The sequence below is a fragment of the Bacteroides sp. RCH18 genome, from assembly GCF_058231005.1.
Genome location: NZ_JBIPTC010000001.1, coordinates 233,423 through 255,505 on the forward strand (window position 1 = coordinate 233,423; position 22,083 = coordinate 255,505).

General features: G+C 44.6%; 21 protein-coding genes. 15 read left to right on the top strand and 6 right to left on the bottom strand.

Annotated features, from left to right (window positions below):
- The first annotated feature begins 7 nt into the window (after positions 1 to 7).
- The 11 genes from ACHLI0_RS00875 to ACHLI0_RS00925 all read left to right on the top strand — a co-directional run bounded on the left by ACHLI0_RS00875 (position 8) and on the right by ACHLI0_RS00925 (position 11,500).
- Positions 8 to 682 (top strand): Na(+)-translocating NADH-quinone reductase subunit C, encoded by a 675-nt coding sequence (locus tag ACHLI0_RS00875; protein ID WP_055218523.1) that lies wholly within the window; start codon positions 8 to 10, stop codon positions 680 to 682.
- Between the two features lie 20 nt (positions 683 to 702).
- Positions 703 to 1,344 (top strand): NADH:ubiquinone reductase (Na(+)-transporting) subunit D, encoded by a 642-nt coding sequence (locus ACHLI0_RS00880; RefSeq protein WP_008763479.1) that lies wholly within the window; start codon positions 703 to 705, stop codon positions 1,342 to 1,344.
- A gap of 83 nt (positions 1,345 to 1,427) precedes the next feature.
- A complete protein-coding gene (gene nqrE / locus ACHLI0_RS00885; RefSeq protein ID WP_055217625.1) occupies positions 1,428 to 2,054 on the top strand; it encodes an NADH:ubiquinone reductase (Na(+)-transporting) subunit E in 627 nt (208 codons plus the stop codon).
- A gap of 18 nt (positions 2,055 to 2,072) precedes the next feature.
- Positions 2,073 to 3,347, top strand: coding sequence for an NADH:ubiquinone reductase (Na(+)-transporting) subunit F (gene nqrF / locus ACHLI0_RS00890; protein WP_008763481.1), 1,275 nt, complete (start codon positions 2,073 to 2,075; stop codon positions 3,345 to 3,347).
- Positions 3,348 to 3,502: 155 nt separating this feature from the next.
- On the top strand, positions 3,503 to 4,837 hold the full coding sequence (locus ACHLI0_RS00895) for a DEAD/DEAH box helicase (protein ID WP_490748244.1): 1,335 nt from the start codon (positions 3,503 to 3,505) through the stop codon (positions 4,835 to 4,837).
- Between the two features lie 573 nt (positions 4,838 to 5,410).
- Positions 5,411 to 6,478 carry a 3-phosphoserine/phosphohydroxythreonine transaminase gene (gene serC / locus ACHLI0_RS00900; RefSeq protein WP_490748245.1) on the top strand — a complete coding sequence of 356 codons (1,068 nt, stop codon included), beginning with the start codon at positions 5,411 to 5,413 and terminating at the stop codon, positions 6,476 to 6,478.
- A gap of 114 nt (positions 6,479 to 6,592) precedes the next feature.
- The gene (locus ACHLI0_RS00905; protein WP_008765870.1) at positions 6,593 to 7,513 is read left to right on the top strand and encodes an NAD(P)-dependent oxidoreductase; all 921 of its coding nucleotides are present in this window, start codon (positions 6,593 to 6,595) and stop codon (positions 7,511 to 7,513) included.
- A 157-nt stretch (positions 7,514 to 7,670) separates the two neighbouring features.
- Positions 7,671 to 8,918: a DUF1015 domain-containing protein gene (locus ACHLI0_RS00910; RefSeq protein ID WP_149960690.1), complete on the top strand. Its 1,248-nt coding sequence runs from the start codon at positions 7,671 to 7,673 to the stop codon at positions 8,916 to 8,918.
- Positions 8,919 to 9,173: 255 nt separating this feature from the next.
- Positions 9,174 to 9,782: an IMPACT family protein gene (locus ACHLI0_RS00915; RefSeq protein ID WP_008763486.1), complete on the top strand. Its 609-nt coding sequence runs from the start codon at positions 9,174 to 9,176 to the stop codon at positions 9,780 to 9,782.
- A 21-nt stretch (positions 9,783 to 9,803) separates the two neighbouring features.
- Positions 9,804 to 10,889 carry an HpaII family restriction endonuclease gene (locus ACHLI0_RS00920; protein ID WP_061473814.1) on the top strand — a complete coding sequence of 362 codons (1,086 nt, stop codon included), beginning with the start codon at positions 9,804 to 9,806 and terminating at the stop codon, positions 10,887 to 10,889.
- Between the two features lie 41 nt (positions 10,890 to 10,930).
- Complete coding sequence (locus tag ACHLI0_RS00925; RefSeq protein WP_490748246.1) at positions 10,931 to 11,500, top strand: nitroreductase family protein; 570 nt, start codon at positions 10,931 to 10,933, stop codon at positions 11,498 to 11,500.
- Positions 11,501 to 11,699: 199 nt separating this feature from the next.
- Here ACHLI0_RS00925 and gcvP read toward each other — a convergent pair whose 3' ends face one another.
- The 4 genes from gcvP to ACHLI0_RS00945 form a co-directional block, all read right to left on the bottom strand.
- A complete protein-coding gene (gcvP, locus tag ACHLI0_RS00930) occupies positions 11,700 to 14,549 on the bottom strand; it encodes an aminomethyl-transferring glycine dehydrogenase (RefSeq protein WP_490748247.1) in 2,850 nt (949 codons plus the stop codon).
- A gap of 122 nt (positions 14,550 to 14,671) precedes the next feature.
- The gene (locus tag ACHLI0_RS00935) at positions 14,672 to 15,310 is read right to left on the bottom strand and encodes an MBL fold metallo-hydrolase (RefSeq protein WP_008763490.1); all 639 of its coding nucleotides are present in this window, start codon (positions 15,308 to 15,310) and stop codon (positions 14,672 to 14,674) included.
- 21 nt (positions 15,311 to 15,331) lie between these two features.
- Positions 15,332 to 15,952, bottom strand: a complete 621-nt coding sequence (gene rsmG, locus ACHLI0_RS00940) for a 16S rRNA (guanine(527)-N(7))-methyltransferase RsmG (RefSeq protein ID WP_022471109.1) — start codon at positions 15,950 to 15,952, stop codon at positions 15,332 to 15,334.
- Between the two features lie 113 nt (positions 15,953 to 16,065).
- Positions 16,066 to 16,917, bottom strand: a complete 852-nt coding sequence (locus ACHLI0_RS00945) for a DUF3298 and DUF4163 domain-containing protein (protein ID WP_016267722.1) — start codon at positions 16,915 to 16,917, stop codon at positions 16,066 to 16,068.
- 224 nt (positions 16,918 to 17,141) lie between these two features.
- On the opposite strand from ACHLI0_RS00945, the gene ACHLI0_RS00950 reads away from it, so the two are divergent.
- Positions 17,142 to 17,375: a YecH family metal-binding protein gene (locus ACHLI0_RS00950; protein ID WP_008763492.1), complete on the top strand. Its 234-nt coding sequence runs from the start codon at positions 17,142 to 17,144 to the stop codon at positions 17,373 to 17,375.
- Positions 17,376 to 17,568: 193 nt separating this feature from the next.
- The gene (locus ACHLI0_RS00955; protein ID WP_016267721.1) at positions 17,569 to 18,075 is read left to right on the top strand and encodes a hypothetical protein; all 507 of its coding nucleotides are present in this window, start codon (positions 17,569 to 17,571) and stop codon (positions 18,073 to 18,075) included.
- A 9-nt stretch (positions 18,076 to 18,084) separates the two neighbouring features.
- Here ACHLI0_RS00955 and ACHLI0_RS00960 read toward each other — a convergent pair whose 3' ends face one another.
- Entirely contained in the window at positions 18,085 to 19,008 is a 924-nt protein-coding gene (locus ACHLI0_RS00960) for a cation diffusion facilitator family transporter (RefSeq protein WP_055217631.1), read from the bottom strand.
- 4 nt (positions 19,009 to 19,012) lie between these two features.
- Positions 19,013 to 19,192, bottom strand: a complete 180-nt coding sequence (locus ACHLI0_RS00965; protein ID WP_008765862.1) for a hypothetical protein — start codon at positions 19,190 to 19,192, stop codon at positions 19,013 to 19,015.
- A gap of 125 nt (positions 19,193 to 19,317) precedes the next feature.
- On the opposite strand from ACHLI0_RS00965, the gene ACHLI0_RS00970 reads away from it, so the two are divergent.
- Positions 19,318 to 19,716 (top strand): hypothetical protein, encoded by a 399-nt coding sequence (locus ACHLI0_RS00970; protein ID WP_011107631.1) that lies wholly within the window; start codon positions 19,318 to 19,320, stop codon positions 19,714 to 19,716.
- A 135-nt stretch (positions 19,717 to 19,851) separates the two neighbouring features.
- Positions 19,852 to 22,071 carry a TonB-dependent receptor gene (locus ACHLI0_RS00975; RefSeq protein WP_490748248.1) on the top strand — a complete coding sequence of 740 codons (2,220 nt, stop codon included), beginning with the start codon at positions 19,852 to 19,854 and terminating at the stop codon, positions 22,069 to 22,071.
- The last annotated feature ends 12 nt before the right edge of the window (positions 22,072 to 22,083 follow it).

The following is a 22,083-nucleotide window of genomic DNA, read 5'->3' on the forward strand; positions in this document are numbered from 1 at the left end:
AATGAAAATGAATACAAATAGTAATAGTTATACTATCATTTATGCTTCGGTAATGGTTATTATCGTTGCATTCCTGCTGGCATTCGTTAGTTCTTCACTGAAAGCTACACAAGACAAGAATGTGCAGTTGGACACTAAAAAACAGATTCTTGCTGCATTGAACATTAAAAATGTAGAAGACGCTGATGCCGAATATCAGAAATATGTAAAAGGTGATATGCTGATGAACGTAGACGGCACGCTGACTGAAAACACAGGTGAGTTTGCTACCAACTACGAGAAAGAAGCAAAAGAACAACAACGTCTGCACGTATTTGTATGCGATGTGGATGGCCAGACTAAATATGTATTTCCAGTTTACGGTGCCGGTCTTTGGGGTGCTATCTGGGGATATGTTGCTTTGAACGAGGATAAAGACACTGTTTACGGTGTTTATTTCTCACACGCAAGTGAGACACCGGGGTTGGGTGCTGAAATCGCAACTGACAAGTTCCAGAGTGAATTTACAGGCAAGAAGACGCTGGAGAACGGTGCTGTTACTCTGGGCGTTGTAAAGAACGGTAAGGTAGAGAAACCTGAATATCAGGTGGACGGTATCTCTGGTGGTACAATTACTTCGGTAGGTGTGGACGCTATGCTGAAGGCCTGCCTGAATAGTTACATAAGTTTCTTAACTAAATAATAAGGAGGAGGATAAAGAATATGGGACAACTGTTTTCAAAGAAGAATAAAGAAGTATTCTCTGCTCCATTGGGAATCGATAATCCGGTAACCGTACAGGTGCTTGGTATCTGTTCTGCACTTGCTGTTACTGCCAAGCTGGAACCCGCCATCGTGATGGGACTTTCAGTTACTGTGATTACAGCGTTTGCCAATGTCGTTATTTCACTGTTGCGTAAGACGATTCCAAATCGTATCCGTATCATCGTTCAGTTGGTAGTGGTTGCTGCTTTGGTTACCATCGTTAGTGAAATTCTGAAAGCGTTTGCATACGATGTAAGTGTACAGCTCTCTGTTTATGTAGGTTTGATCATTACCAACTGTATCCTGATGGGACGTCTGGAAGCATTTGCCATGCAGAACGGTCCTTGGGAATCATTCCTTGACGGAGTTGGTAACGGTCTGGGTTATGCCAAGATTCTGGTAATTGTAGCTTTCTTCCGCGAACTGCTCGGCTCGGGAACTTTGCTTGGTTTCAATATCCTGAATTATGAGCCTATCCAGAATATCGGTTACGTAAACAACGGTCTGATGTTGATGCCGCCGATGGCATTGATTATCGTAGCTTGCATCATCTGGTATCAGCGTGCACGTCACAAAGAACTGCAAGAAGAAAGTAATTAATATAAATGAAGGGTGAAGAAGGATGAATGAAGGTAACACTCATAAACTCGAAATTCTTCATTCTTAATTCTTAATTAAAATATATGGAACATTTATTAAGTTTATTCGTCCGCTCCATCTTTGTGGACAACATGATATTCGCGTTCTTCTTGGGTATGTGCTCATATCTGGCTGTATCGAAGAATGTGAAGACTGCCGTAGGACTGGGTATAGCCGTAACATTCGTGTTGCTGGTTACGCTTCCGGTGAACTATTTATTGCAAACCAAGGTGCTGGCTGCCAACGCTATCATTGAAGGTGTTGACCTCAGCTTCCTGAGTTTTATTCTTTTCATTGCCGTTATTGCCGGTATCGTGCAATTGGTGGAGATGGTGGTAGAACGTTTCAGCCCGTCGCTGTACGCTTCACTGGGTATCTTCCTGCCGTTGATCGCCGTTAACTGTGCTATCATGGGTGCTTCGCTGTTTATGCAACAACGTATCAACGTAGGTCCGAGTGATCCGAAATACATTGGTGATATCTGGGATGCTCTTTCGTATGCACTCGGTTCGGGTATCGGCTGGCTGCTGGCTATCGTCGGTCTGGCTGCTATCCGTGAGAAAATGGCTTACTCTGATGTACCTGCTCCGCTGAAAGGTCTGGGTATCACATTTATCACTGTAGGTCTGATGGCAATCGCATTTATGTGTTTCTCTGGTTTGAACATCTAAAAAGAAAGGAATAAGACAATGGATATGAATTTAATATTATCAAGCATTGGGGTATTCCTTGTGGTTATTCTGTTGCTTGTTGTTATCTTGCTGGTTGCCAAGAAATTTCTGGTACCGTCAGGTAACGTGAAACTAACGATCAATGGTGAAACAGGACTGGAAGTAGAGTCCGGTTCCACGTTGCTTAATACGCTGGCCGTAAACGGTGTATTCTTGTCATCCGCTTGTGGTGGCAAGGGTTCTTGCGGACAGTGCAAATGTCAGGTACTTGAAGGTGGCGGCGAAATCCTGCCTTCTGAAGTTCCTCACTTCAGCCGCAAACAGCAACAAGACCACTGGCGTCTGGGCTGTCAGGTGAAAGTGAAGAGTGACATGGCTATCAAGATCGACGAGTCTGTACTCGGTGTGAAAGAGTGGGAGTGCGAAGTGATCTCCAACAAGAACGTGGCTACATTTATCAAAGAGTTTATCGTGGCATTGCCTAAAGGCGAACACATGGACTTTATCCCGGGTTCTTACGCACAGATCAAGATACCTAAATTCTCAATGGATTATGATAAGGACATTGATAAGAGCCTGATCGGTGAAGAATATCTGCCTGCATGGGAGAAATTCGGTTTGCTGGGCTTGAAATGTAAGAATGAAGAGGAAACAATCCGTGCTTACTCTATGGCCAACTATCCTGCAGAAGGTGACCGTATCATGCTGACTGTACGTATCGCTACCCCTCCGTTCAAGCCGAAAGAACAAGGTCCCGGATTTATGGATGTAATGCCGGGTATCGCTTCTTCTTATATCTTTACGCTGAAACCGGGTGACAAGGTAATAATGAGTGGTCCTTATGGAGACTTCCATCCGATTTTCGACTCTAACAAGGAAATGATGTGGATCGGTGGTGGTGCCGGTATGGCTCCGTTGCGTGCACAGATTATGCACTTGACGAAAACATTGCATACGACCGACCGCAAGATGTCTTACTTCTATGGTGCCCGTGCGCTGAACGAAGTATTCTATCTGGAAGACTTCCTGCAAATTGAAAAGGATTTCCCGAACTTCACATTCCATCTGGCACTCGACCGTCCGGATCCTGCTGCTGATGCTGCCGGTGTGAAATATACTCCGGGTTTCGTACACAACGTAATTTATGAAACTTACTTGAAGAACCACGAAGCTCCTGAAGATATTGAATACTACATGTGTGGTCCTGGTCCGATGTCGAAAGCTGTAGAGAAGATGCTCGACGATCTGGGCGTTCCGGCTCAGAACCTGATGTTCGATAACTTTGGAGGATAATCTTCGGAAGTTGATCTCCGGTCGGAAAGGACCGGAAGAATAACATAAAGAAACTGGCGGGAAATCTGTAAAAGACAATGGTGCTTTTCAGATTTCCCGCTTTCTTTATGCACTATCTTACCGAATCTTTTCGTCCTTTTTGTATCTTTGTCCCCATGTTAGAGAAAAATGAAATAATACAGTCCGCTCTTCAGAATTTGAAGATTGAATCTTTGAACCCGATGCAGGAAGCTGCGCTCGAACAGGGCACGGGCAGGAAAGATGTTATCCTGTTGTCACCGACAGGATCGGGCAAGACATTGGCTTATCTTTTGCCTCTGTTGTTTACCCTAAAACCGAATGATGACAGCGTGCAGGTGCTGATTCTGGTGCCTTCCCGTGAGTTGGCTTTACAGATAGATACCGTGTTCCGGAGCATGGGAACTTCCTGGAAAACGTGTTGCTGCTACGGCGGGCATCCCATTGCCGAAGAAAAGAAAAGCATTGCAGGAAATCATCCTGCCATTATCCTTGGTACTCCGGGACGTATCACTGATCATCTGTCCAAAGGGAATTTTGATCCCGAAACAATCGAGACTTTGATTATCGATGAGTTTGATAAGTCGCTGGAGTTCGGCTTTTATGATGAGATGGCAGAGATCATCACCCAGCTTCCGGGATTAAAGAAACGTATGCTGCTGTCGGCTACTGATGCCGAAGAAATTCCTCAGTTTACGGGACTGAACCGGACAGTCAAACTGGATTTTCTTCCGGAGGCAACCGAAGAACAGGAAAACCGGTTGAAGCTGATGAAGGTGCTTTCTCCTTCCAAAGATAAGATTGATACGCTTTACAACTTGCTTTGTTCATTGGGAAGCAGCTTCAGCATTGTCTTCTGTAATCATCGGGATGCGGTAGATCGTGTGCACAAGCTACTCGAAGATAAGAAACTATCAGCCGAACGTTTTCATGGCGGTATGGAACAGCCGGATCGGGAACGGGCATTGTATAAGTTCCGTAACGGAAGCTGTCATGTACTGATCTCTACCGACCTCGCTGCCCGTGGACTTGATATTCCGGAGATAGAGCATATCATTCACTATCATCTGCCTGTAAACGAAGAAGCGTTTACACATCGTAACGGACGTACGGCACGTTGGGATGCAACAGGTACTTCTTATCTGATTCTTCACACAGAAGAGAAATTACCTGAATATATTCCCGAAGGTATAGAAACGATGGAACTGCCGGAAAATCCTTCACGTCCTCCCAAATCTGTCTGGACTACTATATATATAGGTAAAGGAAAGAAGGAGAAACTGAGCCGGATGGACATTGCCGGATTCCTTTATAAAAAAGGTAATCTGACCCGTGAAGATGTAGGTGCGATTGATGTGAAAGAACATTATGCTTTTGTTGCCGTTCGTCGGGCAAAAGTGAAGCAACTCCTGAATCTTATTCAAGGGGAAAAAATCAAAGGAATGAAGACTATCATTGAGGAAGCCAAATAAAGGGAACTGAAAAACAACAGGTATTCTCAAAGCTGAAAGGTGAATTGCAAGAACCAAATAGGTGATTGGGATGCTGACAATGACGAAATGATCGGCTTTGTCATTACAAATAATATCATTCTTTTGAAGTGAGAGACGTCTCTCATGGATGACAGACTAAAATGATAGTAAAGAACAATTCTGTGACAGTCTCCATTTCTTCTCTTTTGGGAAGGTATTGGAGACTCCTTTCTTTCTGACTTATTTTTATAATTTTAGTCTCATCGCTTGTTAGGGTGAGAAATCCTCGTTTTTCTCTGTCTTTCTTAATAAATATTCATTTTATAACCGTTTTCCTTTCATTCTATAACCGATTATTTTCCACAGGTTATATTTTCGCCTTTTATCCCTTGCTTGATATGTATAGATAACAATATGGTGTATATATCTTGTATAAACCAATAAAAAGAAAGAGAAATCTGCTTTAAAACAGTATTTTTATAAGGAAAGATTTGTGCACCGGAAATAAATTCGTAAATTCGCAAGGTCAAAAGACATAAACTAACGAAATGTTAAACCAAAAACAAACTTCAAATGAAAAAGCATAATTTCAATGCAGGACCTTCCATTCTTCCGCGTGAGGTGATAGAGGATACAGCGAAGGCTATTTTAGATTTCAACGGCTCTGGTCTCTCCCTGATGGAAATCAGTCACCGTGCCAGAGACTTCCAACCTGTGGTTGACGAAGCAGAGGCATTATTCAAGGAATTACTCAATATCCCCGAAGGTTATTCGGTACTGTTCCTTGGTGGTGGTGCTAGTATGGAGTTCTGCATGGTACCTTTCAACTTCCTTGAAAAAAAGGCTGCTTATCTGAATACAGGTGTGTGGGCAAAGAAAGCAATGAAAGAAGCTAAGGGGTTTGGTGAAGTCGTAGAAGTTGCTTCTTCCGCTGAAGCTACATATACTTACATCCCGAAAGATTACACAATTCCTGCTGACGCAGATTATTTCCACATAACTACCAATAACACGATTTATGGTACAGAATTAAAAGAAGATCTCAACTCTCCGGTTCCGATGGTTGCCGATATGTCTTCTGATATTTTCTCTCGTCCGATCGACGTTTCCAAATATATCTGTATCTATGGTGGTGCGCAGAAAAATCTGGCTCCTGCCGGTGTTACATTCGTTATCGTGAAGAATGATGCGGTAGGTAAAGTTTCTCGTTACATCCCATCAATGCTGAACTATCAGACTCATATCGATAACGGTTCTATGTTCAACACTCCTCCGGTAGTGCCTATTTATGCTGCACTGTTGAACCTGCGTTGGATTAAGGCACAGGGTGGTGTGAAAGAAATGGAACGTCGTGCTATCGAAAAGGCTGATATGCTGTACGCTGAAATCGATCGTAACAAACTGTTCGTAGGTACTGCTGCCAAAGAAGACCGTTCACGCATGAACATCTGTTTCGTGATGGCTCCCGAATACAAGGATCTGGAAGCTGACTTCATGAAGTTCGCTACAGAAAAAGGTATGGTAGGTATCAAAGGACACCGTTCAGTGGGTGGTTTCCGTGCATCTTGCTACAATGCTCTGCCGAAAGAAAGCGTACAAGCTTTGATCGACTGCATGCAGGAATTTGAAAAACTTCATTAATAATATAAATAGAGTCACCACAGATTGCACGGATTTACACTGAAATCTTATTGAATATAGTGTGTAGGCCGGTGAAATCTGTGGTGAATCTTTTTTAAAAGATACAGATAAATTATGAAAGTACTTGTAGCTACTGAAAAACCGTTTGCCAAAGTTGCTGTAGACGGTATCCGTAAAGAAATCGAAGCAGCCGGATATGAGCTTGCTTTGCTGGAGAAATATACCGATAAAGCACAGTTGCTGGATGCAGTGAAAGATGCTAACGCTATCATTATCCGTAGTGATATTATTGATGCAGAGGTGCTGGATGCTGCTAAAGAACTGAAGATTGTAGTTCGTGCCGGTGCCGGATACGATAATGTAGACCTGGCTGCTGCTACCGCTCACAATGTTTGCGTGATGAATACTCCGGGACAGAACTCCAATGCTGTTGCCGAACTGGCGTTAGGTATGATGGTATACGCCGTTCGTAACTTCTATAACGGTACTTCCGGTACAGAATTGATGGGCAAGAAACTGGGTATCCATGCATACGGAAACGTTGGTCGTAACGTTGCCCGTGTAGCTAAAGGCTTCGGAATGGAAGTGTACGCTTACGACGCTTTCTGCCCGAAAGAAGTGATCGAAAAAGATGGCGTGAAGGCACTTGACTCTGCAGAAGAACTGTACAAGACTTGTCAGGTAGTGTCTCTTCATATCCCGGCAACTGCTGAAACGAAGAACTCTATCAACTACGCTCTGCTGAAAGATATGCCGAAAGGCGCTATGTTGGTGAATACTGCCCGCAAGGAAGTGATCAACGAAGCCGAGCTGATCAAATTGATGGAAGACCGTGCCGACTTCAAGTATATGACAGATATCATGCCTGCTGCTAATGCGGAATTTGCTGAGAAGTTCGCAGGACGTTATTTCTCTACTCCGAAGAAGATGGGTGCACAGACTGCCGAAGCGAATATCAATGCCGGTATTGCTGCTGCTCAACAGATTGTCGGTTTCTTGAAAGACGGCTGCGAGAAGTTCAGAGTAAACAAATAATGAGATGAATCGTAAGACTGCTTATCGTTGCTCAGTCACTTATTTGATGATAGGTGCTGGTCATTAAGCAGTATATTCAGAAATATGTTATCAGATTTCGCCCTCGGCTTTTGCGAGGGCGTATCTGTTGTACTAATCTTAAAACATACCATGACTTATGGCTATTATCAAACCTTTTAAAGGCGTTCGTCCTCCACAAGACCTGGTTGAACAGGTTGCTTCCCGTCCTTACGATGTATTAAACTCAGAAGAAGCGCGTACAGAAGCAGCAGGAAACGAAAAATCCCTTTATCATATCATTAAGCCCGAGATTGACTTTCCTGTTGGTACGGATGAACACGATGAATGTGTTTATGAGAAAGCTGCCGAGAACTTCCGGCTGTTTCAGGATAAAGGCTGGTTAGTGCAGGATGCTAAGGAAAACTATTACATCTATGCCCAGACCATGAACGGGAAAACCCAGTACGGACTGGTAGTAGGCGCTTATGTTCCTGACTATATGAACGGTATCATCAAGAAGCATGAGCTTACCCGTCGTGATAAGGAAGAAGACCGTATGAAGCACGTTCGTGTGAACAATGCTAATATCGAACCTGTATTCTTTGCTTATCCCGATAATGCGAAATTGGATACAATCATCCGGAAATACACTGCCGAAAAGCCTGTTTACGACTTTATCGCTCCGGGTGATGGCTTCGGACATACTTTCTGGATTGTTGACCAGGACGAAGATATCGCTGCAATTACTGCAGAGTTTGCTAAAATGCCGGCACTATATATTGCCGACGGGCATCATCGTTCCGCTGCCGCTGCTTTGGTAGGTGCCGAGAAAGCAAAGCAAAATGCGAATCATCGTGGCGATGAAGAGTATAACTATTTCATGGCTGTATGTTTCCCTGCCAATCAATTGACTATCATCGACTATAATCGTGTAGTAAAAGACCTCAACGGGCTGACTCCCGAACAATTTCTTGCTGCATTGGATAAGAACTTTGTTGTAGAAGAAAAGGGTACCGATATCTATAAACCGTCCGGTTTGCACAATTTCTCTCTCTATCTTGGCGACAAGTGGTATAGTCTGACGGCAAAAGCAGGTACATACAATGACAATGATCCTATCGGCGTGCTTGACGTTACTATTTCTTCCAATCTGATTTTAGACGAGATTTTAGGAATCAAAGATCTCCGTTCGGATAAGCGTATCGACTTTGTAGGCGGTATCCGCGGTTTGGGAGAATTGAAGAAGCGTGTTGACAGTGGAGAAATGAAAGTAGCTCTGGCTCTTTATCCCGTATCCATGAAGCAATTGATGGATATTGCCGATACTGGCAACATTATGCCTCCCAAAACGACTTGGTTCGAACCGAAACTTCGTTCAGGACTGGTTATCCATAAGTTGGATTAAGACATATTCTATGTAGAAAATAGAGCGGTCAATCTCTCACAAATGTCCTGTTGATTGTGAGAGATTGACCGCTTGTTTTTGTATAAATGACCGCCCGATTCCGTTAAAACGACCACCCGACTACCTCCAATTGACTGCTTGATTGCACCCCATCGACCGTTTGACTGTATGAAATGAAGCGCTCGTTTCAATGAGAAGCTCTAATATTTTCGAACAGCAGATGGAATTTCGTCAAGAAAGCCGTATCTTTGCGGCATGACTGCTGAAGATACTTATAAAACTATCGTCGAACCTTCCGAAGGTATTTATACAGAAAAGCGAAGCAAGTTTATTGCCATCGCCTTGCCTGTGCGTACCCTTGATGAGATAAAAGCGCATCTTGAAACGTATCAGAAGAAGTATTATGATGCACGGCACGTGTGCTATGCTTATATGTTGGGTGCAGCGCGAAAGGATTTTCGTGCCAATGATAACGGTGAACCTTCGGGAACGGCGGGAAAGCCCATTCTGGGGCAAATTAACTCTAATGAACTGACCGATATTCTGATTATTGTAGTCCGTTATTTCGGTGGAATCAAGTTAGGAACGAGCGGACTGATTGTAGCTTATAAAGCAGCTGCTGCCGAAGCAATATCTGCCGCTACCATTATAGAAAAAACGGTAGATGAAGAAGTGACCGTAATGTTTGAATATCCTTTTATGAACGATATCATGCGTATTGTCAAGGAGGAAGAACCGGAAATTCTCAGTCAATCGTACGATATGGATTGCAGCATGACGTTGCGTATCCGTCGTTCCATGATGCCCAAACTGCGTGCACGATTGGAGAAAGTAGAGACCGCAAGGATTCTTGATGAAGAGTAAAATAAAGAAAAACAAGAATATATGGCATTTGAAGCAACAAAAAGAGAATGGTGTGAACTGTATACTTTCTTCCGTCTGCTGACAGAAGGAAAAGTAACGTTGGGTACGGCTAAGGCAAAGAAAGGAGAAATCGACTGGCCTATCGCAATGATTCAACGGGAGGAACATGACGGAACGCGCTGCTACTATATAGAAAAAGAGATGGTCCGCATCAAAGGAGAAAACAGTGAGAAATCCGTTCCCCGGGAAGATTTCGGGATTGTGGCAGATTTGATTTTGCAGGCTGTCAAGTCCTCTTCGGAGGATGAAGTCACTTCTCCGGATGGGGTGGAAGAGTTTTTGGATGAAGTCGCAATTTTCGATCTGGAAGCGAAGACGGAAGATCGTACCGATTTTTATATTGCCTTTTGGCATCCGGAGGCACCGTTGAGCGGGTTCAGCGTTCGTTCGCGATTGGGTGCTATGAATCCGTTGTTGGACGGAGGCCGTGCGGCTAACTTGAAACTGGAACAGAGCGGAGTTAAATTCGCAACTCCTACCGTGAATAAGATTAATGCCTTGCCGGAAGCCCCTAATGAAGTAGCAGAGCGAATGCTACTGATTGAACGGTTGGGTGGAGTACTTAAATATTCAGACGTGGCAGATCGGGTATTCCGTAGCAATCTTTTAATGATTGACTTACACTTTCCTCGTGTGCTTACAGAAATGGTGCGCATCATGCACTTGGACGACATCACCCGTATCAGTGAACTGACGGAAGTAATCAAACAGATGAACCCGTTGAAAATAAAAGATGAACTGGTAAACAAACATGGTTTTTATGAGTTTAAAGTGAAGCAGTTCCTGATGGCATTAGCCTTGGGGATGCGTCCGGCAAAGATCTATACAGGACAGGATTCGGCTGTTGAAGGTATCCTGCTGATGGATGGGAGTGGGGAAGTTCTATGCTACCACAAGTCAGAGAAACCGGTTATGGAGGACTTCTTGTTCCTGAATACCCGTTTGGAGAAAGGTTCTCTGGATAAGGACAAATACGGCTTTTTGGAAAGAGAGAACGGAACGTATTACTTCAAACTGAATGCCAAGATCGGATTGGTAAAACGATGATGCAAGTGGTGAACGAGTTGTAAGTATAGTAAATATAGTATATGAAAACGAATGAAGTTTTAGAAAACATCAAAGCACGTCGTAGTGTACGGGCTTATACCGACTGGCAAGTTTCGGAAGAAGACTTGCAGGCTATTCTGGAAACTGCCACTTTTGCACCCAGTGGGATGCATTTGGAGACATGGCATTTTACCGCTATTCAGAATGCGGATAAACTGGCAGAATTGAATGAACGGATTAAAGGCGCTTTTGCTAAAAGCGATGAACCGAAATTACAGGAACGTGGTCATAGCAAGGCGTATTGCTGTTATTATCATGCCCCGACTTTGGTGATCGTGTCCAACGAACCCACTCAATGGTGGGCCGGTATGGATTGTGCCTGCGCGATTGAGAATATGTTTTTGGCTGCCCATTCTTTGGGAATCGGATCTTGCTGGATCAATCAGTTAGGTACGACTTGCGATGATCCCGAGGTTCGTGAATTTATAAGCTCTTTGGGGGTACCGGAGAATCATAAAGTATATGGCTGTGTAGCTTTAGGATATGCTGATCCTAAAATCTCACTAAGGGAGAAAACTGTAAAAGCCGGAACAGTGACTGTTGTCAGATAGAACCTCAGGCTATGTTTCCGACAAACATGGAATGAAGAGTAGCATGATAACCGTAAGGTTTCGGCATCGCTTCTTATGTTCACTTAGCTCGGTGCTTATCGGAATACGCTCGGTGCTTAACAAAGGTAAGCCCGGAGCTCAGCAGACGCGAGCTCCGGGCTTATTTTTTCATGTACGGATTTCCTTTGAAAGTTTCTTCTTATTCGAACGTTCCGTAGCGGGTCGGCAATAATTTCCGGTCTCCCAACGTATTGTCTACGCGAGCCACATTCACCCAGAACTTATTCTCACGCACACTTTCTATCGGATACGCTGCTTTCTCACGTGTGTAGGAATGTTCCCAGTTATCATTCACAATTTCATATTCCGGATGCGGGGCGTTGACTAATACATTATCATTCTTATCCGCTTCTTCGTTCTTCACTTCCTGAATTTCTTTCCATATATTCAGCATGACGTCTACAAAGTTGTCCAACTCCGCCAGGCTTTCGCTTTCGGTAGGTTCAATCATTAATGTGCCGTGAACAGGGAAGGAGAGAGTCGGTGCATGATAACCGTAGTCCATCAGACGCTTCGCAATGTCATTTTCTGAGATACCCGTTTCTTCATGTACCTTGCGGCATTCCAGAATCATTTCGTGTCCGACGAAACCGGTAGCTCCCCGATAAACAATGCCGTAAGTATCTTTCAGACAAGCAGCCAGATAGTTGGCATTGAGAATGGCTATTTTAGTAGCCTGGGTCAAGCCTTCGGTACCCATCATCCGGATGTAGCCGTATGTGATAGGCAAGATACCCGCACTGCCGAACGGAGCTGCGGAAACCTGATTTTGCGTACTGCCGAAGATCGAATGTCCCGGCAAGAATGGAACCAGATGCTCAGCTACACAGATAGGGCCTACACCCGGACCGCCGCCACCGTGCGGTGAAGCAAACGTCTTATGCAAATTCAAGTGACAAACGTCTGCACCGATAAATCCCGGATTGGTCAATCCTACCTGTGCATTCATGTTGGCACCGTCCATATATACTTGTGCGCCACAAGCGTGGATGATTTCACAGATTTCCTTTATTTCCGTCTCGAAGATACCATGCGTTGACGGATAGGTGATCATCAGTGCAGCCAGTGCTTCCTTGTTCTCTTCGGCTTTGGCACGCAGGTCGCCCATATCCACGTTTCCTTGCTCGTCGCAAGCGCAGGTGACGGTTCCAAATCCGGCTTGTATGGCAGATGCAGGATTCGTACCGTGTGCCGAAGCCGGAATCAATATTTTGTTGCGATGTCCTTGACCAATACTTTCAAGATACGCACGGATAACTCGCAGACCGGCATATTCTCCCGCAGCACCCGAGTTCGGCTGCAGGCTGACACCTGCAAATCCGGTAATAACCTTCAAGTCCTCGCTCAAATTGCTGATCAATTCACGATATCCTTCCGCCTGATCTTCCGGCACCAACGGATGCATGCTCATAAACTCCGGACGGCTTAAAGGAAGCATTTCAGCGGCTGCGTTGAGCTTCATCGTGCACGATCCGAGGGAAATCATGGACTGGGCCAATGAAATATCCTTCCGATCCAGACGTTTGATGTAGCGCATCATTTCCGTTTCCGTATGATAGTTGGAGAACACCTCGTGCGTGAGGAAAGGCGTGGTGCGTTTCAGTGCTTTGTCAATATTGCTCTTTTCCGGCACGTCCTCTACCTTCTGATAATCTTTCCCGGCGGCAATGGCAAAGATGGAAAGCAACACGTTCGTAGCTGCTACGTCTGTCGTTTCATCGATGCTGAAACCTACGTCTCCATTCTCGTAATAGCGCAGGTTCACTTCCTTGCTTAGTGCGATCGTGCGAATCTGCTGCGCCGAAACGTGTTCCGGCAACTCGAAACGTAGCGTATCGAAATATTGTGCATTGACTTGCGTATATCCGAATTTCTTTAATTGCTTGTCGAGGAAGACAGTGATGCTATGAATACGCGAAGCAATCGTTCTGATTCCTTCCTGTCCGTGATATACAGCGTAGAAACCTGCCATCGTAGCGAGTAATGCCTGAGCCGTGCAAATATTGGAAGTGGCTTTTTCGCGTTTGATATGCTGTTCGCGTGTCTGCAAAGCCATTCGGTAGCAGAGTTTGCCGTATTTGTCTTTGGACCATCCGATGATGCGTCCCGGCATGTTCCGCTTGTACTCGTCACGTGTGGCGAAGTAGGCTGCCGAAGGGCCACCGTAAAACATTGGTGTACCCAGACGTTGTGTTGTACCGAATACGATATCCGCTCCCCATTCTCCCGGAGGAGTCAGCAGGGCAAGACTCAGAATGTCAGCGGCAACGGCAACTTTGCAGTCTGCTTCATGTGCCTTTTTTGTGAAGTCGGCATAGTCTTCCACATTACCGCTGGAATTAGGATATTGCAGGATGCAGGCGAAGATTTCCGGTGAGGGTTCAAACTCTTTATATTTGCCTGTGCGCAATTCGATGCCTTGTGGAATGGCACGTGTGGTCATTACTGCCAAGGTCTGCGGGAAGATGTTTTCGTCCACAAAGACTATGTTGGCACCTGCTTTCTGTTGGGCACGCGAACGCAGAGCATACATCATGGTTACGGCTTCGGCGGCGGCAGTCGCTTCATCCAGCAGTGAACAGTTAGCGAGCGGCATAGCGGTGAGGTCACAGACGGCAGTCTGGAAATTCATCAACGCTTCCAGTCTTCCTTGCGACACTTCTGTCTGATAAGGCGTGTAAGAAGTATACCATACGGGATTTTCGAATACATTCCGTTGGATAACGGCAGGAGTAATCGTATTATACCACCCCAATCCGATGTATGTCGTATACAGTTTGTTTTTACTTGCCAGGTCGGCAATGTGTTTTCCAAATTCGTATTCCGTCAACGGCTTGGCTAGTGCCAGCGGTTCCTTCAGTCGGATGTTGGCAGGGATGGTTTTGTTGATCAGTTCATCCAGTGAGTCTACGCCTATTTTGCGGAGCATCACAGCTGTGTCTTCTTCATTGATGCCGATGTGACGGCTAGCTAACAAATCTGTTTTCATAATTTATGGGGGATGTTTTTAAGTATTAAGTATTAGGTATTAAGTATTATCCATGCGGATAAATATGCCAGAAGCTACGGTTAATACCTAATACTTAATACCTAATACTTGTATTCTTTTTTTTATCTGAAAAATGGATTCTCTGCCTTCTCCATTCCGATAGTCGTTGGCGCACCGTGTCCGGGGTAGACGACTGTCTCGTTGGGAAGTACGAATAAACGGCTGCAAATATGATCGATCAGTTCGTCGAAGTTGCCACCCGACAGATCGGCACGACCGATGCTGCCTTGAAACAATACGTCGCCGGAGAACATGCAGTTTTCTTCTTTGCAATAATATACCAGGCTGCCGGGCGAATGTCCGGGGACATGGATCGCTTCCAGTTTGGTATGTCCGAAGGTGATGATATCTCCGTCATGCAGATATTTTCCCAACGGAACCGGTTCTTCCTGCAATTGGAAGCCGAACATACGGCTCTGTTTCGGAGCTTCATCGATCCAGAACTCATCCGCCTTATTGGCTTCTGCCGACAGACCGAACTCTTTCAGCATAAACGGATTGCCGAAGATGTGATCCAGATGTAAGTGAGTATTCAGCAGATGTTTCACTGTTAACTCATTGGTGAGGATGAACTTCTTTAGTGCTTGTTTTTCCTCTTCGTAGAAGCAGCCCGGATCGATGACAACCGCCTCTTTTGTGTCATCCCATAAAACGTAGCAATTTACGGGAAACATATTAAACTCAAATCTCTTTATTTTCATGGTTTTGATAACTCCTGATTCCTATATTTGTGAATATACTACCTTCTTTGTTTCAAAGAACTCTTCCTCGAAGTTTTCGCTCAGGCTGTGGATGACTGTTTTATGCTTGAACGGCATCGTTTCATGCTCCAGTTCGCCTCCTTTGAGACAGATCAGTCCGTTGGGCAATGCATTCTGCTGCTTGGGGGAAATGTTCTTTTTGATGATCTTGATCAGATCCGCCAAAGGCATTACGGCACGGCTCACGACGAAATCGAACTGTTGTTTTTCCTCTTCGGCACGGGCATGACGGAAAGTGACGTTTTTCAGTCCGATGGCATTGGCCACTTCTGTCGCCACACGTACTTTCTTGCCGATGCTGTCTACCAGATGAAACTTGGTTTCGGGGAACAGGATGGCGAGCGGAATGCCGGGAAATCCTCCTCCTGTACCCAGATCCATGACCTTGGTTCCAGGACGGAATTGAATCACTTTGGCGATGCCTAATGAATGGAGAACATGATGCTCGTACAGATTTTCGATGTCTTTGCGGGAGATAACGTTGATTTTCGCATTCCAGTCGATGTAGAGGTCGTATAGAGCGGCAAACTGTTTACGCTGCTCTTCCGTCAGATCCGGAAAATATTTCAGTATGATTTCCACTTTAAGTATTTTGAATGGTGAATTTTGATTTATAAGTGAAATGAATATCCTTCTGCATCACACGGGGCAATAACAACAGGATATTCATTGGTGTTCAATCTTTTAATAGCTGTTTAATCTTTCAGGTCTCCAAGAATTGGGTTGCTGCCCAGCAGATGTTCCATCATAGAGTATGGAATGGTAACTTTGACAGGTCCCATCGAGTACGGTGTGATGTCGTATATATTATAGTAGAAGGTGATACCTTCTTTACTCAGATAGAAGTTCTCTGTCGGGGCGATGTCTCCGGTCGAAGCATATCCCATGTCTTCCAGCGCTTCGTGAGTAGTTACTTTGTTGTCAGCCATCAGCTGGTTCCAGATCAGATCCGTCAGGGCTTCCTGGAAGTCGCCTACAAAAATATCATCGAGGCGGAGCGGACGCATCAGAGTGAGATCCATGTTCAGGAAAGTCGACATATACATACCGTGTGCGCCTCCGGTATATTCGTTGTAGTCAACGCGATATACTAGCAGGTCTTTCTCATAAAGTTGCACGTGGCTTTCGATGCTCTTGTAATAGGAGTACCATGCGCCTACCACTGCATCGCTTTCTTTATTCTTTTCGTCTTCGGCGTACATCGGCTCTTGGTCGTGGCGATACTCGTCAATGTAATTCTTGGCGTATTGCTTCACTACCGCTTCTGGCTTTTCGCCGATATATTTGTCTCCGAAGCAGACGGAGATGAAGTAAGCGTTCAGACTGTCTTTCAGCATCTCGTCCGACGACTTGACGGGATAGGCGAAGTTGATGATAATATTGCACGCGGGTTTGGCGGTGTCATTAAAGAGGTGTGCCGTCTCGTTAACCTGTATACTATCGAATTGTAATGCTCCCGTGTTTTTGTTCATCTTGTCATGACAAGAAAACAAAAAGCCGCTTACCGAAAGTATAACCGCAAGCAGACTGACATATTGTTTTTTCATACTCGTTTTTTCTATAAATTCAACATTGATCATATCTATCACTATCGACAAATATAAATGAAATTACCGAATACTGCGAATAAAAAAGGAAAAATATTCAGCTACTTTCTTCGGCAATGTATATAGGGGATGCCATTGTTAATGATTCTTTTTTTCTTGCTTCTGTATCATATGTTACAGTTTTAATCTGTACGCCGTACTTATCTTTGCAGAAAAAATAGATTATGGAACAGTTACATGCACACGAAGTCCTTCACATGATGGAGGGAAATAGTTATACTGAGGCATCTCTGAGGGCTGCAATCGTAGAGAAGTTTGGCGAACATCAGCGTTTTTATACTTGTTCGGCAGATAATATGGAAGTGGACGAACTGATCGGATTTCTTAAACGAAAAGGGAAGTTCATGCCTGCCGGTGAGGAATTTACGGTTGATATCAGTAAGGTATGCAGTCATTGATTCTCTGTGGCGGACGGTATGATAGATAAGCCAATAGGATAGTTGAGAGAAGAAATGTTAGTAGTCATAGGTTATACCTGTCGTTTTTCATAGATAGGGAAATTCCTATTTGCAAGTAGGAAGAAGTCTTTGCGAAGGGAATTTTCTCATACTACATTTGGGGTATTCAAAAAACTACTAAACTATACCTATTATGAAAAAGAGTCAGATCCTTATGTCTTTGCTGCTGGTGATATTGCTCAGCAGTTGTTATGCAAGCAGAATTACTTATGAGAATTTGAGTATTATCCAACGTGGGATGTCTTCTAAAGAAGTAATAGCCATTATGGGTAAACCGAGCTATCGAAGTTTTGACGAAGAGAGTGAGATGCTGGAATTTCGTACTTCCGAGTCAAGTATTGCAGGAGTCGTTAATATCTGGTTCGTTGATGACCGGGTGACTAAGATGAAAAGTTATCATACCAATGGCTGTATGGACCGGAACAGAGCCATAGAGGATAAGGAAGAGGAGGAATCTGCAAAGAAGGAAAAGAAAGAAAAAGAAGAAACAAGCGCCCGCATACGTGTGACGATGGACGGAAAGCATATCATACAGACTGGTTCCATCATAGTCACTCCGGATGGAAAGCACGAGACGGTGGTCAGTGATTGTGGTGGAGTAATCATAACAGCTTCGGGGGAGCATATACTTGCTCCTTAATGCCTTCCGTCAATTCACCATACCCTTGTCAATACCAAATTTCTCGTCTGTCTGACATTCGCCGGCAGGTTCCACGTGTACTAAGATATCATAGACATTGTCTATAGAGCTTTTTATGCTTTTCTCCACAGCGTCGGCTATCTGATGGGCCTGTGTGATGGTTATCTGCGGATTTACCTCGATATCGAGGGTAATCATATAAAGATTCCCGATCATTCTTGATCTTACCCGGTGTGGGTTGCTCGCACCGGGAACTGTTTCTACTGCTTCGAATATCTTATTGTACACATTGACATCTTTGACGCCATCCATCAATTCCACATTCGAATCGATGAAAATGCCAATCGAAGATTTTATGATAAAGAGGCTGATGATTAGTCCTGTAATGGAGTCGAGTATAGGCAGTTTGAATATGAACGTGAATATCAGTCCCAGTAGCACACCGGAGGAAATGACAACATCGTTGCGCATATTGATGGCATTGGCCGTCAGCATGGAGCTATCTATCTTCTTCCCTTGTTTGTACTGATACAAAGCCAGTAGAAGTTTGCCGATAATCGAAAAGATCGTGACGTATATGGCAATGGCTGACGGAATTTCTTTTGCTTCTTCGGAAAAGATACTTCCGATGGATGATATCAACATTTGCACCCCTGCATAGAATATCACAAGCGAAAGAATTTTAGTCGCAATCCCTTCGGCTTTCTCATAGCCGAATACGTACTTCTTGGAAGGCGGCTGGCTGATAATGCGTGCTGTGAAAATCATGACAATGGAGATGATCACATCCGTTGCCGAATCAATACCGTCGCCTAGCACGGCAAGACTACCTGCCCATAAACCTATGATAATTTTTGATGCGGAAAGTATGGCATTACCAATAGTACTTATCCAGGAAGTTCTGATTAATATCTGCTCTCTTTTAGCTTTCATGTGATTAAGCCTTTGACATTCCGGTTAGTATATAGCTGCCTTTCAAGTTATTTTCTTTCATATAATTGACGACTTCTATCCGGCAAGCTGACATTAAAGCGTATCCTGTTAAGTTCCCGTTTATAGCTTTAATGAACGAATACTCTGTATCGTTGTGGATGAAAGATATACGATGATATTCCATGACATGATGTATTTAAAAGAACTAATATGCGGTCAAATATACGGATAATATCAGTAGTACGAATAAAAATGGAGAATTATTTAATTTGATATTGTTGCCGGAATACCTTATCTTTGTCTCCCGAAATGAAGAGACTAGCCTACATAACAGCAGTGATCCTTTCTCTCCTGATTATCTATTCAGGGGCGGGAGTATCTATTGTTCATTATTGCTGTTCCCGTTGCGAGACTGTGCAGGGCTGTTGTGCTGATGGCTGTCCCAAATGTAAGAAGTCTCATACTTGCGATTCAAAGAAAGATTGCAGAGAAAAGGGCTGTACGGCAACTATCTATAAGCCCGATTTGATGAAGCATATTTCCGAACTGACAGTTTCCGTTCCGGTGATAACACTTTTCTGCGAACAGTATTGTCAACTATTTGCTTTCACTTCTATAGACCGGACGGTGGACTTTTCCAGTCTTCCTTCTCCGCCATCTCCCTGTCCGAGGCAGAAGCTGGCGTTACATTCCGTTTTTCTGATTTAGCCGCTATTTCATCTTTTTTGTCCGATTGTACTTTGTTTTCAGCCTTTGCAGGGTATGAAAGCAAGGGGAATGAATGCAACTCAGTTGCAAGAGAAATGAATTAATTTTGTATCGCAAAACTAAGTCCAAGAAAGAATGAAATATATAATAATGGGACTGTTCTCATTACTTGCAGTTACGACACAAGCGCAGGTGCGGGGAATAGTCAAAGATAATACCGGAGAGCCTGTTCCGGGTGCTAATGTATTCTGGGTGAATACGGAGCAGGGTGTAACTACCAAGGAAGATGGCAGCTTTTCTATCTCCAAACCTTCGAAGAGTCACATGCTGGTAATCAGTTTTATCGGTTTTCAGAATGACACGATTCATGTCAGCAAGAAGAATCAGGAACTGGACATTACCCTTCGGGAAGGTGTAGAACTGAACGAAGTGAATGTAGTCAGCCGCAGAATGGGAACGATGAAGTTGCGCAGCAGCGTGATGAACGAAGAGATGATAAGCAGTGCCGAATTGAGCAGGGCTGCCTGCTGTAATCTGGGAGAAAGTTTCGTGACCAACCCTTCGGTGGACGTGAGCTATTCGGATGCGGCAACGGGAGCCAAGCAGATCAAACTGCTCGGATTGTCCGGAACTTATGTACAGATGCTCACGGAGAATATTCCGAACTATCGCGGTGCGGCATCTCCTTATGGTCTGGGATATGTCCCCGGTCCGTGGATGCAAAGCATACAGGTTTCCAAAGGAATCTCATCAGTGAAGAATGGTTACGAAGCCATCACGGGACAGATTAATGTAGAATTCAAAAAGCCGCAGTTGCCGGAGGCCGACTGGGTATCCGCCAATCTTTTCGCGAGCAGTACCAACCGGTATGAGGCGAATGCGGACGCCACCTTAAAGTTGTCAAAACGTTGGAGTACCTCTTTACTGGCACATTATGAGAATGAAACCAAAGCGCACGACGGCAATGATGACGGCTTCGTGGATATCCCCCAAGTAGAGCAGTATAACGTGTGGAACCGATGGGCCTATATGGGAGATCATTATGTCTTTCAGGCAGGTTTCAAGGCCCTTTCCGAAAGTCGCACTAGCGGACAGGCACATCATACGGATATGCAGACGGGCGATCTTTATAAAGTAGGAATCGATACCGAACGTTACGAACTTTTCACCAAGAATGCTTATATATTCAATAAGGAGAAGAATACGAATCTGGCACTGATTCTTTCTGCCAGCTGGCACAATCAAGATGCCATGTACGGACGAAAACTCTATAATGTGGACCAGACAAACGTGTATGCTTCTTTGATGTTTGAAACAGAGTTTAATAAGCAGAACAGTTTCTCGGCGGGGCTGAGTTTCAACTATGACGCTTATGACCAGCATTATCGGTTGGAGAATCAAACGGAATTGCCGCTCATCAAGGCTTTTGCCAAAGAAGCGGTTCCCGGAGCTTATGCGCAATACACGCTGAATCTGAATGATCAGTGGATGCTGATGGCAGGTCTGCGTGGTGACTATAGCAGTGAGCACGGTTTCTTCGTGACTCCCCGTGCACATCTTAAATACAATCCGAATGAGTACGTACACTTCCGCCTCTCTGCCGGAAAAGGTTACCGTACGAATCATGTACTGGCAGAAAACAACTACCTGCTTTCCAGTAGCCGAAAGGTCGAAATAGCGAAAGGACTGGACATGGAAGAAGCATGGAACTATGGTGTCAGTGTATCCACCTACGTACCTGTATTTGGCAAAACGCTGAATATCAATGCCGAATATTATTACACAGACTTTCTGAAGCAAGTCGTGGTGGATATGGACAGTAATCCTCACGAAGTAGCCTTTTACAATCTGGACGGGCGTTCCTATTCGCATGTATTCCAAGTAGAGGCAAGCTATCCTTTTTTTAAAGGATTTACCTTGACGGGAGCTTACCGTCTGACGGATGCTCAGACCACCTACAAAGGCCAGCGGATGGAGAAACCGTTGACCAGCAAATACAAAGGACTGCTGACTGCTTCGTACCAGACTCCGCTCGGAATATGGCAGTTTGACGCTACGCTCCAGCTCAATGGCGGAGGGAGAATGCCCGCCCCTTATGAACTGGCAGACGGTCAGCTATCTTGGGAGCGCCGCTACGGCAGCTTCGAGCAACTGAGTGCTCAGGTTACCCGCTATTTCCGCCGCTGGTCTATCTACGTAGGAGGGGAGAACCTGACAAACTTCAAACAGAAGAATCCGATCATCGACGCGGCAAACCCGTGGGGAGGAAACTTCGACTCAACGATGATATGGGGACCTGTGCACGGGGCAAAAGCCTATATCGGAATACGTTTCAACCTGGCAAGAAATGAATAATAACCATTAAAC

Excerpts from the sequence above, each read along its gene's own strand:
- ACHLI0_RS00920 (WP_061473814.1), top strand. The coding sequence starts at position 9,804 with ATGGCATTTGAAGCAACAAAAAGAGAATGGTGTGAACTGTATACTTTC.
- ACHLI0_RS00945 (WP_016267722.1), bottom strand. The coding sequence starts at position 16,917 with ATGAAAAAACAATATGTCAGTCTGCTTGCGGTTATACTTTCGGTAAGC.
- ACHLI0_RS00965 (WP_008765862.1), bottom strand. The coding sequence starts at position 19,192 with ATGGAATATCATCGTATATCTTTCATCCACAACGATACAGAGTATTCG.
- ACHLI0_RS00880 (WP_008763479.1), top strand. The coding sequence starts at position 703 with ATGGGACAACTGTTTTCAAAGAAGAATAAAGAAGTATTCTCTGCTCCA.
- nqrF (WP_008763481.1), top strand. The coding sequence starts at position 2,073 with ATGGATATGAATTTAATATTATCAAGCATTGGGGTATTCCTTGTGGTT.
- ACHLI0_RS00925 (WP_490748246.1), top strand. The coding sequence starts at position 10,931 with ATGAAAACGAATGAAGTTTTAGAAAACATCAAAGCACGTCGTAGTGTA.
- gcvP (WP_490748247.1), bottom strand. The coding sequence starts at position 14,549 with ATGAAAACAGATTTGTTAGCTAGCCGTCACATCGGCATCAATGAAGAA.
- serC (WP_490748245.1), top strand. The coding sequence starts at position 5,411 with ATGAAAAAGCATAATTTCAATGCAGGACCTTCCATTCTTCCGCGTGAG.
- ACHLI0_RS00905 (WP_008765870.1), top strand. The coding sequence starts at position 6,593 with ATGAAAGTACTTGTAGCTACTGAAAAACCGTTTGCCAAAGTTGCTGTA.
- ACHLI0_RS00875 (WP_055218523.1), top strand. The coding sequence starts at position 8 with ATGAATACAAATAGTAATAGTTATACTATCATTTATGCTTCGGTAATG.
- ACHLI0_RS00935 (WP_008763490.1), bottom strand. The coding sequence starts at position 15,310 with ATGAAAATAAAGAGATTTGAGTTTAATATGTTTCCCGTAAATTGCTAC.
- ACHLI0_RS00970 (WP_011107631.1), top strand. The coding sequence starts at position 19,318 with ATGAAGAGACTAGCCTACATAACAGCAGTGATCCTTTCTCTCCTGATT.
- ACHLI0_RS00955 (WP_016267721.1), top strand. The coding sequence starts at position 17,569 with ATGAAAAAGAGTCAGATCCTTATGTCTTTGCTGCTGGTGATATTGCTC.
- ACHLI0_RS00895 (WP_490748244.1), top strand. The coding sequence starts at position 3,503 with ATGTTAGAGAAAAATGAAATAATACAGTCCGCTCTTCAGAATTTGAAG.
- ACHLI0_RS00960 (WP_055217631.1), bottom strand. The coding sequence starts at position 19,008 with ATGAAAGCTAAAAGAGAGCAGATATTAATCAGAACTTCCTGGATAAGT.
- ACHLI0_RS00910 (WP_149960690.1), top strand. The coding sequence starts at position 7,671 with ATGGCTATTATCAAACCTTTTAAAGGCGTTCGTCCTCCACAAGACCTG.
- ACHLI0_RS00915 (WP_008763486.1), top strand. The coding sequence starts at position 9,174 with ATGACTGCTGAAGATACTTATAAAACTATCGTCGAACCTTCCGAAGGT.
- ACHLI0_RS00975 (WP_490748248.1), top strand. The coding sequence starts at position 19,852 with ATGAAATATATAATAATGGGACTGTTCTCATTACTTGCAGTTACGACA.
- nqrE (WP_055217625.1), top strand. The coding sequence starts at position 1,428 with ATGGAACATTTATTAAGTTTATTCGTCCGCTCCATCTTTGTGGACAAC.
- ACHLI0_RS00950 (WP_008763492.1), top strand. The coding sequence starts at position 17,142 with ATGGAACAGTTACATGCACACGAAGTCCTTCACATGATGGAGGGAAAT.